General features: G+C 60.9%; 18 protein-coding genes. 13 read left to right on the top strand and 5 right to left on the bottom strand.

The window, feature by feature from the left end:
• The first annotated feature begins 135 nt into the window (after nt 1-135).
• A complete protein-coding gene (locus B058_RS0100960) occupies nt 136-804 on the top strand; it encodes a cupin domain-containing protein (RefSeq protein ID WP_245539231.1) in 669 nt (222 codons plus the stop codon).
• A 54-nt stretch (nt 805-858) separates the two neighbouring features.
• On the opposite strand, the gene B058_RS0100955 is transcribed toward B058_RS0100960, so the two are convergent.
• A complete protein-coding gene (locus B058_RS0100955) occupies nt 859-2103 on the bottom strand; it encodes an EAL and HDOD domain-containing protein (RefSeq protein WP_245539230.1) in 1245 nt (414 codons plus the stop codon).
• Between the two features lie 203 nt (nt 2104-2306).
• On the opposite strand from B058_RS0100955, the gene B058_RS0100950 reads away from it, so the two are divergent.
• Together B058_RS0100950 and B058_RS0100945 are read left to right on the top strand one after the other, a co-directional pair.
• Nucleotides 2307-3344, top strand: coding sequence for an aldo/keto reductase (locus B058_RS0100950; protein WP_018506589.1), 1038 nt, complete (start codon nt 2307-2309; stop codon nt 3342-3344).
• 118 nt (nt 3345-3462) lie between these two features.
• On the top strand, nt 3463-3666 hold the full coding sequence (locus tag B058_RS0100945) for a hypothetical protein (RefSeq protein ID WP_018506588.1): 204 nt from the start codon (nt 3463-3465) through the stop codon (nt 3664-3666).
• A 77-nt stretch (nt 3667-3743) separates the two neighbouring features.
• Here B058_RS0100945 and B058_RS17975 read toward each other — a convergent pair whose 3' ends face one another.
• The 3 genes from B058_RS17975 to B058_RS0100930 all read right to left on the bottom strand — a co-directional run bounded on the left by B058_RS17975 (nt 3744) and on the right by B058_RS0100930 (nt 6036).
• On the bottom strand, nt 3744-3890 hold the full coding sequence (locus B058_RS17975) for a hypothetical protein (RefSeq protein WP_018506587.1): 147 nt from the start codon (nt 3888-3890) through the stop codon (nt 3744-3746).
• A 151-nt stretch (nt 3891-4041) separates the two neighbouring features.
• Nucleotides 4042-4557 carry a hypothetical protein gene (locus B058_RS16180; RefSeq protein WP_211208595.1) on the bottom strand — a complete coding sequence of 172 codons (516 nt, stop codon included), beginning with the start codon at nt 4555-4557 and terminating at the stop codon, nt 4042-4044.
• Nucleotides 4558-4683: 126 nt separating this feature from the next.
• Nucleotides 4684-6036, bottom strand: a complete 1353-nt coding sequence (locus tag B058_RS0100930) for a TrpB-like pyridoxal phosphate-dependent enzyme (RefSeq protein ID WP_018506585.1) — start codon at nt 6034-6036, stop codon at nt 4684-4686.
• Between the two features lie 256 nt (nt 6037-6292).
• Here B058_RS0100930 and B058_RS0100925 point away from each other — a divergent pair, with 256 nt between their 5' ends.
• Nucleotides 6293-6712, top strand: a complete 420-nt coding sequence (locus B058_RS0100925; RefSeq protein ID WP_018506584.1) for an AF1514 family protein — start codon at nt 6293-6295, stop codon at nt 6710-6712.
• 45 nt (nt 6713-6757) lie between these two features.
• Nucleotides 6758-7423 carry an FAD-binding oxidoreductase gene (locus B058_RS0100920; protein WP_018506583.1) on the top strand — a complete coding sequence of 222 codons (666 nt, stop codon included), beginning with the start codon at nt 6758-6760 and terminating at the stop codon, nt 7421-7423.
• 80 nt (nt 7424-7503) lie between these two features.
• Here the strand turns inward: B058_RS0100920 and B058_RS0100915 are convergent, their stop codons facing one another.
• The gene (locus tag B058_RS0100915; RefSeq protein WP_018506582.1) at nt 7504-8157 is read right to left on the bottom strand and encodes a rhodanese-like domain-containing protein; all 654 of its coding nucleotides are present in this window, start codon (nt 8155-8157) and stop codon (nt 7504-7506) included.
• A gap of 639 nt (nt 8158-8796) precedes the next feature.
• Here B058_RS0100915 and B058_RS0100905 point away from each other — a divergent pair.
• From B058_RS0100905 to B058_RS0100865, 8 genes are all read left to right on the top strand, one after another.
• A complete protein-coding gene (locus B058_RS0100905; RefSeq protein WP_018506580.1) occupies nt 8797-9492 on the top strand; it encodes a DUF2238 domain-containing protein in 696 nt (231 codons plus the stop codon).
• A gap of 629 nt (nt 9493-10121) precedes the next feature.
• Nucleotides 10122-10628, top strand: coding sequence for a Spy/CpxP family protein refolding chaperone (locus tag B058_RS17180; protein WP_018506578.1), 507 nt, complete (start codon nt 10122-10124; stop codon nt 10626-10628).
• Between the two features lie 313 nt (nt 10629-10941).
• Entirely contained in the window at nt 10942-11316 is a 375-nt protein-coding gene (locus B058_RS17175) for a DUF6677 family protein (protein WP_018506577.1), read from the top strand.
• Between the two features lie 49 nt (nt 11317-11365).
• Nucleotides 11366-11986, top strand: coding sequence for a hypothetical protein (locus B058_RS0100885; RefSeq protein ID WP_018506576.1), 621 nt, complete (start codon nt 11366-11368; stop codon nt 11984-11986).
• 38 nt (nt 11987-12024) lie between these two features.
• Entirely contained in the window at nt 12025-12582 is a 558-nt protein-coding gene (locus tag B058_RS0100880) for a hypothetical protein (RefSeq protein WP_157265453.1), read from the top strand.
• Nucleotides 12583-12627: 45 nt separating this feature from the next.
• Nucleotides 12628-13530, top strand: a complete 903-nt coding sequence (locus tag B058_RS0100875) for an NYN domain-containing protein (protein WP_018506574.1) — start codon at nt 12628-12630, stop codon at nt 13528-13530.
• 113 nt (nt 13531-13643) lie between these two features.
• Nucleotides 13644-14966 carry a diguanylate cyclase domain-containing protein gene (locus B058_RS0100870; protein ID WP_018506573.1) on the top strand — a complete coding sequence of 441 codons (1323 nt, stop codon included), beginning with the start codon at nt 13644-13646 and terminating at the stop codon, nt 14964-14966.
• A 2-nt stretch (nt 14967-14968) separates the two neighbouring features.
• Nucleotides 14969-15430, top strand: coding sequence for a DUF3465 domain-containing protein (locus B058_RS0100865; protein WP_026240524.1), 462 nt, complete (start codon nt 14969-14971; stop codon nt 15428-15430).
• Nucleotides 15431-15478 lie beyond the last annotated feature (48 nt).

Below are 15478 nucleotides of genomic sequence, written 5' to 3'. Positions count from 1 at the left end.
GAATACCCCTTGGCGCACGATGTCCATCGGGGTTTTTCCTAATGCCTGTCGTCCAGAAAGCGCTTTATCGTGCGCGTATGGGGTAGGACAATACGTTTTCTCAAGGACGGCAAGCCAGGAAGAGGGTACATGGTGATGAATGCCGATTTGAACGCACGCGTCATGCTGGATACGGAAGCGATGGCGTGGCTGGCGACGGATGACACGCGAGGCGGCTGCAAGCTGCTCGAGCGCGTCGACACGGGGGACGCCCAGGCAACTAGCGTGGTACGGTGCGCGCCGGGATGTGTGCTCGAGCCGCCCGGGCAGGGACTGGGCGAGGAAATCCTGGTCCTGGAAGGAACGTTGGCGGAGGGGCGGGCCGGGTATTCGGCGGGCGCCTACCTGCGCTATCCGCCAGGCGCGCCGCGCACGTTGGGTACCGATCAGGGCTGCGTCTTGTTCATCAAGCGCTATCCGTTCGAACCGGAGGATGTTGCCGTCGTGCGGATCGATACGGCGAAGACGCCCTGGTTCCCCGGCCTGGTGTCCGGCCTGAGCGTCATGCCGCTGCATCAGTGCCAGCATGAGCACGCCGCGCTGGTCCGCTGGCAACCCGAGACGTATTTCCAGCAGCATGCGCATTTTGGGGGCGAGGAGATCCTGGTCCTGTCCGGCGTGTTCGAGGACGAATACGGCCGCTACCCGACAGGTACCTGGATCCGCAGTCCGCATATGAGCCGCCACCAACCCTTCAGCCGCACGGGGTGTACGATCTTCGTCAAGACAGGCCACTTGCCGGTGACGGATCGTCAGCCTGCCTGATCGCGTTTCGGGTCCAGGGCACGCATTTTTCATGGCGGGCGGGATCGCAGGCGGTCAGTCGCAAGCAGATTCGTCCGTCGCAGGGCTGGCTTCGCTGGCCAGTTCTTCGGTCCAGGCGAGCGACTGCAGTTGGGCAAGATTGACTTCTTCCGGACTGGAATCGATAGCGCTGGCGTAGCGGGCGATGCGCTCGAAATCGCCGCGTTCCGACGCTTCGGCGAGTTTCAGGAAGGGCGCATAAGGTCCCGTCTGGTGGACCAGGGCCTGGACGACGGAGGCGGGCATGGGGAGTCGTTCGAGCAGCTGGGCAAGCGGGACTTCCATCAACGGTTCGGCCAGGGAGAACAGCCCGGTGATGAACAACTCGTCTTGGGCCTGTCGGTCGAGCCGGGACTGGCCGAGCAGTTCACAGATGCGGCCGCGCGTCACGGCTGTCCGCGCCGCCAGGGCATTGGTAGGCGTTGGTTTTGCGGTGACCAGCAGCAGCGCGAGCCAGCGATACAGCGTCTTCAGCCCGATCAGGGTCAGGGCCTGGCGCACTGTGTGGACCTGCTGCTGGAGGCCCGCGGCAGCGGAATTGGCATAGCGCAGCAGACGCAGGGTCAGCGCGGCATTGCGGCGCAGCGGCTCTTCGATGTCGCTCAGGTCTTCGCAGTTGCTGACCTTGTTCATCAGATCGAGCACGGCCAGCTGGCCCGGCTGGATGGATTTGTTGGCCAGATTCTCCGGGCGGGCGAAATAATAGCCCTGGAAATACTGGATGCCGCTGTTGCGGCAGAGTTCGAACATCTCGCGGGTCTCGACCTTCTCGGCGATGAACTGGCCTTTGAAGTCGCGTTGTATGTGCGCGAGGATTTCCACGGTTTTTTCGGGATGCTGTTCGAGCACGTCGAGCTTCACGAAGTCGACCATCGGCAGTAGCGGGCGGTATTCCTCCAGACAGACGAAATCATCCAGGGCGAAGCGGTAGCCAAGTTGCCGGAGCTCCCGGATGCGGGCGATCAGCACCGACGAGACAGGGACGGTCTCGAGAATTTCGTAGACTACATGCTGGGGCGGCAGCAGGCAGACAAAATCGCTCATCAGGGTGGCTTCGTCCAGATTGATGAAGGCGAGCTTGCCTTGCAGCAGCCAGTCGGGACCGAGGCAGAGGGTATTGCTGATAACGCCGACGCCGGCCTGCAACTGGCTGCTGATCTGGGCCGAGACGGAGGCCATCGATTGCCTGAACAGAAGTTCGTAGGCGAACAGGCGATGTTGGGCATCCACAATAGGTTGCCGCGCCAGAAAGGTTTCCATGCCCATCCAGTCTCCTCGCAAGACTTGTGTTTATATCGTTCTCAGCAGAGCATTCAGTTCGTCGACATCACCGGGAGCCTGAGTGCAGTGTCGTCCGAACCGGTCACCGTGAAGGGGACCGGAGACGCATCGCTGCATCTTCGTGCGCTTCGCAAGACGAGGTAGCGGCGCATCCCCACAGAACTTGAGGCCCATCCTTCCAGATGAATGCAATCCTTCTCGGCAACAGCGACCTGCCCGTCCCTTCTGTCTGCCTGGGCACCATGACTTTCGGGCAGCAGAACAGCGAGGCCGACGCGCATGCCCAACTGGACTATGCCCTGGGTCAGGGCATCAACTTCATCGATACCGCCGAGATGTACCCGGTGCCCGCACGGGCGGAGACGGCGGGACTGACCGAACGTCATGTGGGCACCTGGCTGAAGCGCCAGGCGCGCGACCGCATCGTCCTGGCGACCAAGGCAACCGGCCCAGGCCGGGCATTGGACTGGATCCGGGAAGGCCGGCTCGATTTCAACCGGCCGAACCTGCAGCAGGCGCTCGACGGATCGCTGCAGCGGCTGCAGACGGACTATGTCGATCTTTATCAACTGCATTGGCCCGATCGCAATGTGCCCATGTTCGGCCACTATCACTTCGACCCGGCCCAGGAGCGCGAGACCGTTCCACTGCAGGAAACCCTGGCCGCGGTGGTAGATTTCATCCGGGCAGGCAGGATTCGTCACTGGGGGCTGTCCAACGAGACACCGTGGGGGCTGATGACGGTGCTGCGGCTAGCCGACGCGCTGGGACTGCCCCGCCCGGTTTCGGTCCAGAACGCCTACAGTCTGCTGAACCGGACCTGGGAAAACGGCCTGTCCGAGATCGGTTTCCGCGAACGCATCAGCTTGCTGGCTTACTCGCCACTCGGCTTCGGCGTGCTGTCCGGCAAATACCTGGATGACCCGAAAACGCCAGGGCGGGTGAATCTGTTTACCGGATTCGCCAGCCGCTACGGCAAGCCCAACACGGCGCCGGCCGTGGCCGCGTATGCAGCACTCGCCCGGCGGCATGGCCTGACACCCACCCAACTGGCGCTGGGTTTCGTCTATAACCGCTGGTGCGTCGGCAGTACGATCGTCGGCGCCACCACGATGGCGCAGTTGCAGGAGAATCTGGCGGCGCGCCAGACCAGGCTGGGCCCTGACATCCTGGCGGATATCGAACGCATCCACCTCCAGTTCCCCAATCCGGCGCCCTGAACCCGGGACAGGCTGTTCGCGCCGTCCGGTGCGCGCGTTCGCTGGTGGTTGAAACTTACCAGTTTCCTGGCATGGTAATCGCACCTCCCTGATTGTCGGGTCACTCAGGAGGTGCGTCATGATGACGGCCAGGAAGGCGCCACCACATGTCGAACGAAGCGATATCGTGGAATCGGAACTATTGGATATGCTGCAGACGCTGATCGATGCCCACTGCGGGCTGTCGGCAATTCATCAACTACTCGATGAAGCCAAGACAATGCCGGAAATCCGTGCCCGCTTTGCCCAGTGGCAGGCGAGCCAGCGCGAGCACGACACGTAACGGATCAGGTTCCCGCAGATGCCGGCATGCGGATGCCGAACAGGGCATTCACGGATTCACGCCCCAACACCGAGGCGTCAATCCTTTGTCTTGTCCTGTGGAACGACGGTCTCCGGCACCGGAGGCGTCTCGGGTACCGTGGTTTTCTTGAGCTCCTTCTCGGCTTTCTTCTTCTTCTTTTCCAGCTCGCGTTGCCGTTTTTCGTACTGATAGTTGGGTTTCATACCTGAACAATAATGGGAGCCGGGCCAAACAACAATAGCGAAAGCAGGGCGGCGCAGGATGCCGCAGAATTGATGTCGCTGCTCGGGGGCTGCGGATAGCGCAATGTTTGACCGGACAGGGTCCGCGTGAACCCTGCCCAAATGCATGACCTCAGGGATGGGCTTCGGTCGTGGGAGCGGCGCTGGCTGCGACGGCTGGAACGGCTCCGGTTGTGGCCTGTGGCTGTTGCGTTCCCTCGGGTTTGTCCGCAGGTGGCGCATCAATGGTGACTTTTTCGCCCATCAGAACAGTAATCATGGTTGGGTAGTCATACGCAGCGCCGCTTGCCACGTCGACGCCTGCACCAATCACCCCGCCAAAAATGATGTTGCCGAACGCCATGGCCTTGGTTGACGATTTCACGCTGGCCAACCCCGGCTCCTGGTTTGCCTTCTCACAGTTGATCAGGAGATCTTCGTAGCTGCGCCTGACGGTCACCGAGCCTGGGCTTGTGACAAACCAGGTACCCTTGTTGTTGGAGAGTTTACAGTTCGCACTCATGACAGCTTCGCCCTGCTTGCTGCGCGTTTCCACCGAGACGCTCTGATTCTGGCCGGAAACAATCGAAGCGCAGCCCGAGCCCAGCATCGTTGCAGACATTAAAACGACTAGATTGATCTTATTCAAAATAACTCCTCCCTATGAATGCCTTTCCAGTAAAGGCGGGAGGATTCTATCTGCCTGTTTGTGGGAACGATAGCTGCCGGCAACTGACCGGGCGACGTCCGAACTGCACAGGACGTCACCGGGCGATCAACCCACTTTCGGCAGGCGCTCGAGCGCGGCCCGGATCGCTTCTTCCGGATAGGCGAAGTCTTCGAGCTTGCCGCTGAAGTAGCTGTCGTAGGCGGCCATGTCGAAGTGGCCGTGGCCGGACAGGTTGAAGAACAAGGTCTTCGGCTCGCCGCTTGCCTTGCAGCGCAGGGCCTCGTCGATACAGGCGGCAATGGCATGGTTGGACTCGGGCGCCGGAACGATGCCCTCGGCACGAGCGAAGGTGACGCCGGCCTTGAAGGTGGCGAGCTGGTGCACGGCTACCGCCTCGAGCAGCTTCTCGTGATAGAGCTGCGATACCAGCGCGGAGTCGCCGTGATAGCGCAGGCCGCCGGCGTGGATGCCGGGCGGCATGAAGTCGTGGCCGAGGGTGTACATCAGCATCATCGGCGTGAGCTTGGCAGTATCGCCGAAGTCGTAGGCATAGTGGCCGCGCGTCAGGGTGGGGCAGGAGGCGGGTTCGACCGCGACCAGACGCACGTTCTTGCCGGCAGCCTTGTCGGCGAAGAAAGGGAAGGCCGCGCCGCCGAAGTTGGAGCCGCCGCCGCAGGGAGCGAAGATCATGTCGGGATAGTCGCCGGCCTTCTCGAACTGTTTCTTCGCTTCCAGTCCGATCACGGTCTGGTGCAGCAGGACATGATTCAGTACCGAGCCGAGGGCGTAGTTGGTGTCGGCACGCGAGGCGGCGTCTTCCACCGCCTCGGAAATCGCCAGGCCGAGTGAGCCCGGGTTGTCGGGATCTTCCGCCAGCGCGGCGCGGCCGGAATGGGTTTCCATGCTGGGGCTGGCGAATACTTCCGCGCCCCAGGTTTGCATCATGGAGCGGCGATAGGGCTTCTGCCCATAGCTCACCTTGACCATGTAGACACGTACCTCCAGCCCGAACATCTGGCCGGCCAGCGCCATCGAACAGCCCCATTGCCCGGCACCGGTTTCGGTGGCGATGCGCTTGATGCCGGCTTCGGCGTTGTAGTAGGCCTGGGCCACCGAAGTGTTGACCTTGTGCGAGCCGGCCGGCGAAACGCCTTCGTACTTGTAGTAGATCTTCGCCGGGGTGCCGAGTGCCGCTTCCAGGCGATGGGCGCGGAACAGCGGCGAGGGGCGCCACAGCTGGTAGATTTCGCGCACTTTCTCCGGGATCGGGATCCAGCGTTCCGCAGACATTTCCTGCTCGATCAGGCTCATCGGGAAGATCGCCGTCAGCGCCTCGGGTCCGATCGGCTTGCCGTCCGGACCTAGCGGGGGTGCCGGCCGGTTGGGCATGTCGGCGACGATGTTGTACCAGTGGGTCGGAATCTCCGATTCATCGAGCAGGAACTTGGTTTGCGGCATGGCATTCTCCTTTTTTATGGGATCGTGTCGGCATTTCGGACAGGCAGGTCGACCAAAACCATCATCGACCAATCGCTCCGGGCCGTCAATGAAGCGGCAAGCCGGTACGGTCCGAATGGGGCGGCTGGCGGACGGCAGATCCGCACGCGAAATTCCTGATTGTTTTTGTCGGGTATTGGCCTACAAATGAATACAGGCCGCACGCTGATCCCGCACTGCCCCCACCGAAGTTCCCCCAACTCAGGAGACGTTCACCATGAGAAACATACACATCGACTATCAAGGCCCGGACCAGGGCTTCCAGGCCGCCAGCCTGCTCGCGAAAAAGGCGGCGAAAGACAACCAGATGAAGGATCCGACCATCATGTCGTGGCATCGGAGCAGCAGGGCGGGCGAGACGCTGCCTTTTTACGATGGTGCCGATCCGGAAACTTGGTGGGAGAAATACGGGGAGGGCAACGGTGGCAGGTTGGAGGTCAGCGTAGGGGATGACTACCAGTTCATCATGATGGACACCCGCGGCTTCGAGATCGTGGGCGACATGCCGCTGCGCAACCTGACGGATCGCGACGGCAATCCGTACCTGTGCTACACGCCCCTGCAGGGGATGGATTCCCAGGTCCCCAAGCAGGAGGCCTGCACCCTGCTGGACGGCTGGATGGCCGATCAATTTTGACGCCTACCTGGCGCAAGGCAGGCAGGTCAGAGGAGAAACAGGACAATGAACCATACCGTCACGCTGCTGATGAGCCAGTTCGTCACCCACGACGTGAAGCATTTCATCGTCAGCAAGCCGGAAGGTTTCTCCATCGTTCCCGGCCAGGGGGTGGAGCTGGCGGTCAACCGGCTCGAACTGCGGGAGCAGGGCCGGCCGTTCACTCCCACCGGGCTGGCCGGCGACCGGGTGCTCGAGTTCACCATCAAGGCCTATCCCGACCACGCGGGCGTGACCCAGGCGCTCCACCAGCTGGAGCCAGGAGCCGAACTACTGATGTCTGAGCCGTTCGGCACGATCCGCTACGAGGGCCCCGGCGTGTTCATCGCCGGCGGTGCAGGCATCACGCCTTTTCTCGCCATCCTGCGCGATCTGGCAGGCAAGGGGGAGTTGGACAGGCAGACCCTGATCTTTTCCAACAAGACCCCGCGCGACGTGATCTGCGAAAGGGAACTGCGCCATGTTCTGGGTGAGCGCTGCATCCTGACCTGTACCGGTGCCGCGGCGCCGGGGTATGAAAGCCGGCGCGTCGATCGTGCGTTCCTGGAAGAAATGGTCAGCGATTTCACGCAGCGTTTCTACGTTTGCGGTCCACCACCCTTCATGGATGCGATCAACGCCGCACTGACGGATCTGGGAGCGCATTCGGAAAGCCTGGTGTTCGAACGGTGACATCCCGGCCCGCTTGCCCGGCCTGAGGACTTCAAATGAAAAACGGGGCTTGACGCCCCGTTTTGTCGATCTGCCCTTCCTTATTTCACCGGTTTGACTGTGGCCAGACCCAGTACTTCCCAGTCCTGCATGCCGCCGCGGTACCACTTGATCTTGTGTGCGGGATAGCCGATTTTCAGCAGGCCCTTGATGTTGGTGGGAGATTGCCCGCACCAGGGGCCATTACAGAACATGACGACCGTCTTGGCATTGTCGAACATGTAGAAACCATCCTGGTTCCTCACGCCGAGTTGCTTTTCCAGGATTTCCTGGACCGTAATGGGGTCGGACTTGCCGATATTGAGCTTGTCCCAGGGGATGTTGACCGAGCCCGGTATCGTGCCCTTTTCCACCCAGTCCGGCGTACGTGAATCGACCACGACGATGGATTTGTCGCCATCGCTCATTTTTTTCAGGTAGTGAATGATTTCAAGCTCGCCGATGGTCTCGACTCCCGGTGCGAGTTCGCCTGGTTGAATACAGAAGGGCGGGCACTTGCGAGAAGTCTTGGCGAAATCGGGATTGACGGTGTTGTTTTGATCCTGATTGCGCACGATCGTGACTTTCTGGTCGCCATGCATGACCTCGACTGAGGCCAGGTCGGCGGCAATGTTCACGTCCAGTGCGCTGGCGGCTATGGGCACCGCAAGCGCGGCGAAAAGGGTAGAGGTGGCGATTAACGAGCGAAGCTTCATGTTGTCTCCTAAAGTGATGCGGAATATGCAAGGGGTCGATCTAGTCGCATTCCGGTTCTTCGTGGGTTGCACTGCTTTTCTTGGATGTAGATGGGGCGTTGTGGGCATCCTCCTTTGTGCTGGGTTGGCTTGGCTGATCGTTGGCTGCTTCAGGCGAGGGATGAGGCGGGGCGTCACCGGCTGCATTGGCGTTGCCGAGCGCCAGGCAGAGTACGGCCGCGACGATGCGGAATAGGCCGGTCATGCTTGTCATAAGGTGTCCTCCATGGATGGGATCGATTGTTTATCCGCCGTAAACAGGCAGGGTTTTGCGTACCCGTCATGCATATTTCGTGCCGATTTTTATCTATATGATTCTTAATACGATTTGGTTTCATGAGTGTACGCCTGTGACACAGTTGTCAGGAAACTTGTCATGACAACAGGACAGCGCGTCCTTTATGGACAGTCGAATCCTGAGGATCTCCTGTTCCCTGTATGACCAAGGGGCGGCAGTTGAACATTGGGCAGGTTTCATGGAGGATCCAGGCGTTCCTACTGAAGCTGCAGCGCAGCCGGATATCTCTTACTCATGATGCGAAAATCTGTGTGGCGCAATGTACGGTTCGTCGCAAGCAGCCTTGTCTGGAGGCTTGTGACGTGACGCGTTACCACGCCCTGTTGCTGGGCCTGTTCGCGCTCGTATGGGGATGGGCTGCCATCGAGCCGACGTATCCGCACGACTGGCTGCTGGAGAATTATCTGGTATTCGTTTTCGTGCCGCTCATCCTGCTGACCGCACGCTATTTCAGGCTGTCCGATCTCTCCTATACGCTGATCACCGCCTTCATGCTGATGCATGTGGTGGGGGCGCACTACACTTATGCCGAAGTGCCGTTCGGCTATACGCTTCAGCAGTGGATCGGGGCGAGCCGCAACATGTACGACCGTCTGGTTCACTTCAGCTTCGGCCTGCTGCTGGCTTATCCGCTACGCGAGGTCTTCATGCGCGTGGCAAAAGTGCGCGGGCTGTGGGCATACTGGTTTCCGTTCGAACTGGTGCTGGCCTTTTCGGGTGCCTACGAGATCATCGAGTGGCTAGTGGCCGCACGGGTCGATCCCTCGGCAGGGCTCGCTTTCCTGGGTGCGCAGGGTGACGTATGGGATGCCCAGAAGGACATGGCGGTGGCGGCCGTCGGCGCGGCGGCCAGCCTGCTGATCGTGGCCCTGGTCCACTGGCGCTACGATCCGGCTTTCGGCAGCGACCTGCGCGCCAGCCTGAAAATCGATCACAGCGACCGACCATTGGGTGAGCAGACCTTGTGGGCGATGTTCAGGAATCGCCGCAGGCGCTGACGTTCAGGCATGTCCCCCGAGGTGAGCCGGACAGGCAGGCGACACTAATCCCGCCTGCGGTCGTCATGATCGCGGTCCCGCTCGCCTCCGCCATCGCGGCCTCTGTATCGGATCTCCCGGGGATAACGGTCCCGCGGCAGCTCTCTCCAGGGTCCCGTTCGTTCATGCGCATAGCTCCACCGTTGATCGTGGTAGTAATAGAAAAAACCATTGTGGTAGTAGTAGGGCTCGACGCCCAACTCGACCACCAGCGGCAGTGCGGGTGCCACGACCCATTCAGGCCCCGGGTGCGAGGGAGCTACGACGCATCCGGAGAGTAGGAGCGCGGCAAGCAGCGCGATAGAGAACTTCCTGTGCATGTGTTTCTCCTGATCAGCATCGTGAATGCGGTGCCCGCCACCCAGCCTGCTGACAAGAATGCGCATCCGGGTATGCGGGTTTCGAGCTTGAAACCTAGCGCATGCCGATTGAACTTCAAGCAGCCGAGCAGGCCTTGGTTACATTCGGTTACAACTCGTTACATATTCACGGGTCTCCGACATTCCGGGGATACATCGCCGCCCCAGAATGCGTTTCATGCCGACCTGCTTCGGGCCGGCTTCTTGACAATCTTTCTGAAGGAGATCGCAATGAAACTGATCCCGGGTTCTTTTACCAAACGTGCATTGATGGTGGGTTTGATCGCCGGCAGCGGCATTCTAGCGGCATCGTCTTTCGCCATGACGGCGAGTGGGCCTGCCGGCAGGGACGGCTGTGATGCCCGGCAGGGCCAAAAGACCCACGCCAAGTGGGAAGCACGGCGAGCCGAGCACCTGTCTGAGTTGAAGGAAAAACTCAAGCTGAGTCCTGATCAGGAAGCCGCATGGGGCACCTTCACTCGTGCCGCCCAGCCTGGAATGCGTCATGCAAGTGCCGATCGTCAGGCCATGCGGGACGAGTTTGAAAAGCTGAGCACGCCGCAACGCCTGGACAAGATGATGGCCATGTCGGACGCGCGCCGCTCCCGGATGCTGGAGCGCAACCAGGCCATCAAGGTGTTCTATGCCCAGTTGAACCCCGAGCAGCAAAAGGTGTTCGATGCCGAGGCGATGCCCGATCCCATGCGGACACGCGAGCATCACCGCTTCCAGTCCTGAGTCGTCAGGCAGGCGGTAGGCAAGCGTGGGCGGCAATCGCCCACGCTTTTTTATGGGGCCTGCCGGCCTCGAATAAACAATGGCGGAATGGCCGCGCTTCCAATACTATTTCCCGAATAAAAAATAATGGAGGAGGGGTTCATGTTCATCGGAACGTTATCGAATCGAACTGGCCGTGTCGCGGCCGCCTGGACGAAACGGACAGCTAAGCATACGCCACGTCGATGACGCATTCGGCAAGAAGGCGTCCTGATAACGCGGTAAATGACGGCCCGGACTGGGTGCGTGATCAGCCGTGTGGGAGCGCAGCACGATGAGCCGGTCGACGACCGCCGTCTTGCTGTCCGCACTCGTATTACCCGGCGCCGGCCATCTCTATCTGAAACACTATCCGCGCGGCATCGCCTTGATCGCGATCAGCCTTGCGTGCCTCTGGATCTTCATGGACCGGGCGATGCAGCAGGCGTCGATCGTTCTCGATCAGGTGGCATCAGAAGTCGGGGCGGTCGATGTCGGCCAGCTGTCGAACCTGGTCACACAGACGTCGAATGGCCCGGACAGTCTCGTCGTTACGGCGGCTTCGCTGGTGCTGGCCGGCTGCTGGGTGATCGGGATCGTCGATGCCTACCGGATCGCACGAAACCAGCAGAACCGGAACGCATTGTCCCGCACTCCCCCAAGACAATAACCCTGACTGATTCGTTCCCCCCAACCCTTATCGCGATCAGGAGTCGTTCATGAGCAGGTTCCTTCCCCCGTTTCAAACCCTTCTGAATTTGACGCGCGCGATCCTCCTGCTGGGGTTGCTGGCGTTGACAGGGTGCGCCAGTTTCTATGTGGACACCGCCACGAAAGAGATTCCCGTAGACGCCTACCAAAAGCCCGCTTCGCCCCATCCCGTCCAGGTCGTTTTCGAATTCCAGACCAAAGGGGTGACGAATGCCCGGGCTACCCAATATCTGGCGCCGCAGGTCCTTGAGCAAATCAAGAGTAGCGGCCTGTTTTCGGAATTGAAGACAACACCGGTCGAAGGCGGGGCTCTGCTCAGCATCGTGCTGAACAATGTTCCCCTGACCGACGATGCGTTCGGCAAGGGATTTGTGACGGGGCTGACGTTCGGATTGGCGGGCTCGCAGGTTTCCGACGGCTATGTCTGCACCATGAAGTACCTCGCACAGCCGCAAGCCCCGGCCATCAGCAGTACCGCGCGCCATGCCATCCATACCGTGATGGGGGCGAAAGATGCGCCTGCCAATGGAACCCGGATGGATAGCCTGGAGATGGCTGTCAAAACCATGACGCGTCAGATCGTGAGCACCGCGCTTGATGCGTTGTCCCGCGATCCCGGATTCAAATGATCGTCGCAGGCGCACGGTCCGATCCTGGACGGCGGTGTTTGTCCGCACTGGCAGGGCTGGCGTTCGCCGCGCTGACTGGCTGCGCCCAGTTGCCGCTGGGCGAACCAGCCGCCAGTTTCGGCAATATCGAGAAGGCCGGCCGGTCGGGCACAGCGCCGGTCGCCGTCGGGTCGTTCCGGCTTGATCCGGGCGCCGCTCCAGGAATCGACACGGGGCTGAGTGTCCGCTCGAATGTGGTCGTGTCGCCCATTCAGGGTTCGTTTGCGCAGTACCTGAGGCAGACGCTGATCACCGACCTGCAGGCGGCAGGACTGTATGATGCCGCATCCCCGAGCGAAATAAGCGGCTTTCTGACGGATTCGACGCTGGATGTGCCGCTCGATACGGGCCATGCAAGCCTGGGCGCCCGCTTCGTCGTGGTCCGGCTGGGTAAAGCAGTGTATGACAAGGAACTGAACGTCAGTGCGAGCTGGCCGTCTTCATTCGTCGGCATGGAAGCCATTCCGTCCGGGGTCAACCAATACGGGGCGCTGTATCACACACTGATTGGAAAGCTGTTGGACGACCTGGATTACCAAGCGGCCAATCCGAAATGAGGAAGTGGGTTCGGTACAAGATTAATTGCCTGGAAAGGAAGAACGATGGCGACACCAGATATCCGCAACATTGCCGTATTTTGTGATTTCGAGAACGTGGCGATCGGCATCAAGGAAGCCAGCTATCCCGAGTTCAAGATTCGCCCGGTGCTCGAGCGCCTGCTGCTCAAGGGCAGTATCGTGGTGAAGAAGGCCTACTGCGACTGGGACCGCTACAAGGAATACAAGCGCGACATGCACGAGGCGGCCTTCGAACTGATCGAGATCCCGCATGTGCGGCAGTCGGGCAAGAACTCGGCGGACATTCGCATGGTGGTGGATGCGCTCGACCTTTGCTATACCAAATCGCACATCGATGCCTTCGTGATCATCAGCGGGGATTCCGACTTCTCGCCGCTGATCTCCAAGCTGAAGGAGAACGGCAAGAGCGTGATCGGCATCGGGGTGCGCGGCTCGGCCTCGTCGCTGCTGATCGGCAACTGTGACGAGTTCATCTTTTACGAGGATCTGGTGCAGATCAGAGCGTCATCCAAAGCGCCGGCCAGAAAGCCGGCGCCGGCAGCACCGGCCAAAGAAGCGGCCGTCAGCACATCCAAGAGTCCGCCCCGACGACGTACCCGGCCGATGTCGGAGAAGCCGGTTGCAGCCGACGAAGGGCGGGTCGCTGCAGTGGCCGAACCGAGTGCCGAAGACAAGAAGAACCAGGCGATCGAACTCGTGGTGGGTACGGTGGAGCAACTGGTGGCGGAGCGCGGTGGCGAAGGTTCCATCTCGGCGTCGCTGATCAAGAGCACCATCAAGCGGATACGCCCGGGATTCAGCGAGTCGGAATACGGCTACAACGCATTTGGAAAAATCCTGGACGATGCGCATAAAAAAGGCGTGCTGGTGGTGGACAAGAAGGAGGGGGGCGCTGTCATCGTCAGCCTGCCTCCCTCGCGGGGCTGAGGTACAGCCGGAGGCTCCGGTCTTTTGCCGGAACGAAAAACACTAAGCCACGCCGAGAACGGCAGTCCAGTCTGGCTGACTTCACGGGTGAGGGCAGGTTTGGAGCGAGACAGATGCTTTTTCCGTTGATCGACGAATTGGCCACGACCGATATCGTGAGTGTGCTGCCCCGTGTGGCGGTCCGCCATGCGTTGCAGAAGATGTCTCAGTACAAAGTGCGCAACGTGGTGGTGGAGGAGGCATCGGGCGGCTATGGATTGTTGACTGCGTCCGACGTGGTGCGGCTCCGCTTCTCACAACTGGGGCTCGATGCCGCGATTAGCGACGTGGGCTACCACGCCCTTCCCTACATCGCCAAGGGAAGCAATCTGCTGGATGTGATCGAACTGTTCGACGACGCGCATGGCTACGCGGCGGTGATCGACGAGTCGAACACGTTGTTCGGCATCGTCTCGAATACCGATATTCTCGCCAGCCTTGACCCGCAGACCATGCTGCAGCGCCAACAATTGCGCGATCTGCTGCGTCGCCATGAGGTCAAGAAGATGCCGTACGATACGCTGATCGGCGACGTGCTGGCATGTCTGGTCGATCAGGACGATGCGGTGGTCGTGACCAAGCAGGGCGTGGGAGTCGGCATCGTGACGACGCGCGATGCCATCCGCCTGCTGCACGACGAGGTGGCGCTGACGGACCCGGTGCATGTTCACATGTCGGTCCCGCTCCGTACTGTGACCTGCGACCTGACAGTGGGCGAAGCGGTGGCGGCCATGCGCGACCTGAATTTCAAGCGGTTGGTGGTGGAAGACCCGCAAAACCGGGAATTGATCGGCATCATCACCCAGCGCGATCTGATTGGCGTGGCCTACAGTCGATGGGCCGAGTTGATGCACCACCATGCGCTGGAACTGCGCGAAATCATCCATGTACTGGAAAACAAGACGGCGCGATTGGAGAAAATCGCCGCGACCGACCCCTTGACCGGGATGGCCAACCGGGCACGCTTCGAGGAATTGCTGCTCACCGAGCAGGAACGGCACTGCCGTCTGCCCGCGGTGCCGTTCTCGGTGCTCATCGTCGACATCGACCGCTTCAAGCAGATCAACGACACCTGGGGACACAACCAGGGCGATATCGTACTGCGTGGGGTGGCGCAACACATTCAGGGACAGTTGCGCCACATCGACACGCTGGCGAGATGGGGCGGAGAGGAGTTCGCGGTATTGCTGCCGCAGACCGATTTCGAGGCAGCCCGTCTGGTTGCGGGCAGGATCTGCCGGTCGCTGGCGCAAAACGTGTTTGAAAGGGTGGGGTGTGTGACGGCCAGTTTCGGCGTCGCCATGTACCAGACCGGCGAATCCGCGTCGGCGTTGCTCGGCCGTGCCGACGATGCGCTGTACCGCGCGAAGCGCAATGGCCGCAACCGCGTCGAGTAGGAATGAACAGACTCCTGTTGATCGCCGCGCTCGCAGTCGCCGCCTACTTCACGTTTGCCCCGAACCTCCATCCGTCGGGCGTCCGCGCGGCCACGGCTTCGCACGACGTGTCGCAGGCGGAGCAAGACGACAGCGATGCCGTCCTCGAACACGCATTCACGCATCGCATCGACAACCTGCAGGTGGCCGGGCAGGGAACGGTAGCGAAGCTGCTGCCGGATGACGCCAGCGGCAGCCGGCACCAGCGCTTCATCCTGCGGCTGGCCTCCGGGCGTACGCTGCTGGTGGCGCACAACATCGACTTGGCCGCGCGCATCGAGACATTGCAAGCGGGGGATACGGTGGCCTTTTACGGCGAGTATGAATGGAACCCGAAGGGCGGCGTGATCCACTGGACGCACCAGGACCCGCAGGGTCACCATGCTTCGGGCTGGATCAAACATGGCGGGCAGGTCTACCGGTAGGGCGGGTCATGCCCGGCCAGGGCATTCAACAAGCGGCCCAACCGTCCC

Source organism: Thiobacillus thioparus DSM 505 (assembly GCF_000373385.1).
Taxonomy (GTDB): domain Bacteria; phylum Pseudomonadota; class Gammaproteobacteria; order Burkholderiales; family Thiobacillaceae; genus Thiobacillus; species Thiobacillus thioparus.
The sequence above is the reverse complement of the archived record's forward strand: the minus strand, read 5'-3'. Positions and strand labels throughout refer to the sequence as shown.

Excerpts from the sequence above, each read along its gene's own strand:
- B058_RS0100885 (WP_018506576.1), top strand. The coding sequence starts at position 11,366 with ATGAGCAGGTTCCTTCCCCCGTTTCAAACCCTTCTGAATTTGACGCGC.
- B058_RS0100930 (WP_018506585.1), bottom strand. The coding sequence starts at position 6,036 with ATGCCGCAAACCAAGTTCCTGCTCGATGAATCGGAGATTCCGACCCAC.
- B058_RS0100920 (WP_018506583.1), top strand. The coding sequence starts at position 6,758 with ATGAACCATACCGTCACGCTGCTGATGAGCCAGTTCGTCACCCACGAC.
- B058_RS0100950 (WP_018506589.1), top strand. The coding sequence starts at position 2,307 with ATGAATGCAATCCTTCTCGGCAACAGCGACCTGCCCGTCCCTTCTGTC.
- B058_RS17975 (WP_018506587.1), bottom strand. The coding sequence starts at position 3,890 with ATGAAACCCAACTATCAGTACGAAAAACGGCAACGCGAGCTGGAAAAG.
- B058_RS0100945 (WP_018506588.1), top strand. The coding sequence starts at position 3,463 with ATGATGACGGCCAGGAAGGCGCCACCACATGTCGAACGAAGCGATATC.
- B058_RS0100960 (WP_245539231.1), top strand. The coding sequence starts at position 136 with ATGAATGCCGATTTGAACGCACGCGTCATGCTGGATACGGAAGCGATG.
- B058_RS0100870 (WP_018506573.1), top strand. The coding sequence starts at position 13,644 with ATGCTTTTTCCGTTGATCGACGAATTGGCCACGACCGATATCGTGAGT.
- B058_RS0100865 (WP_026240524.1), top strand. The coding sequence starts at position 14,969 with ATGAACAGACTCCTGTTGATCGCCGCGCTCGCAGTCGCCGCCTACTTC.
- B058_RS0100955 (WP_245539230.1), bottom strand. The coding sequence starts at position 2,103 with ATGGAAACCTTTCTGGCGCGGCAACCTATTGTGGATGCCCAACATCGC.
- B058_RS17180 (WP_018506578.1), top strand. The coding sequence starts at position 10,122 with ATGAAACTGATCCCGGGTTCTTTTACCAAACGTGCATTGATGGTGGGT.
- B058_RS0100875 (WP_018506574.1), top strand. The coding sequence starts at position 12,628 with ATGGCGACACCAGATATCCGCAACATTGCCGTATTTTGTGATTTCGAG.
- B058_RS0100915 (WP_018506582.1), bottom strand. The coding sequence starts at position 8,157 with ATGAAGCTTCGCTCGTTAATCGCCACCTCTACCCTTTTCGCCGCGCTT.
- B058_RS17175 (WP_018506577.1), top strand. The coding sequence starts at position 10,942 with ATGAGCCGGTCGACGACCGCCGTCTTGCTGTCCGCACTCGTATTACCC.
- B058_RS0100925 (WP_018506584.1), top strand. The coding sequence starts at position 6,293 with ATGAGAAACATACACATCGACTATCAAGGCCCGGACCAGGGCTTCCAG.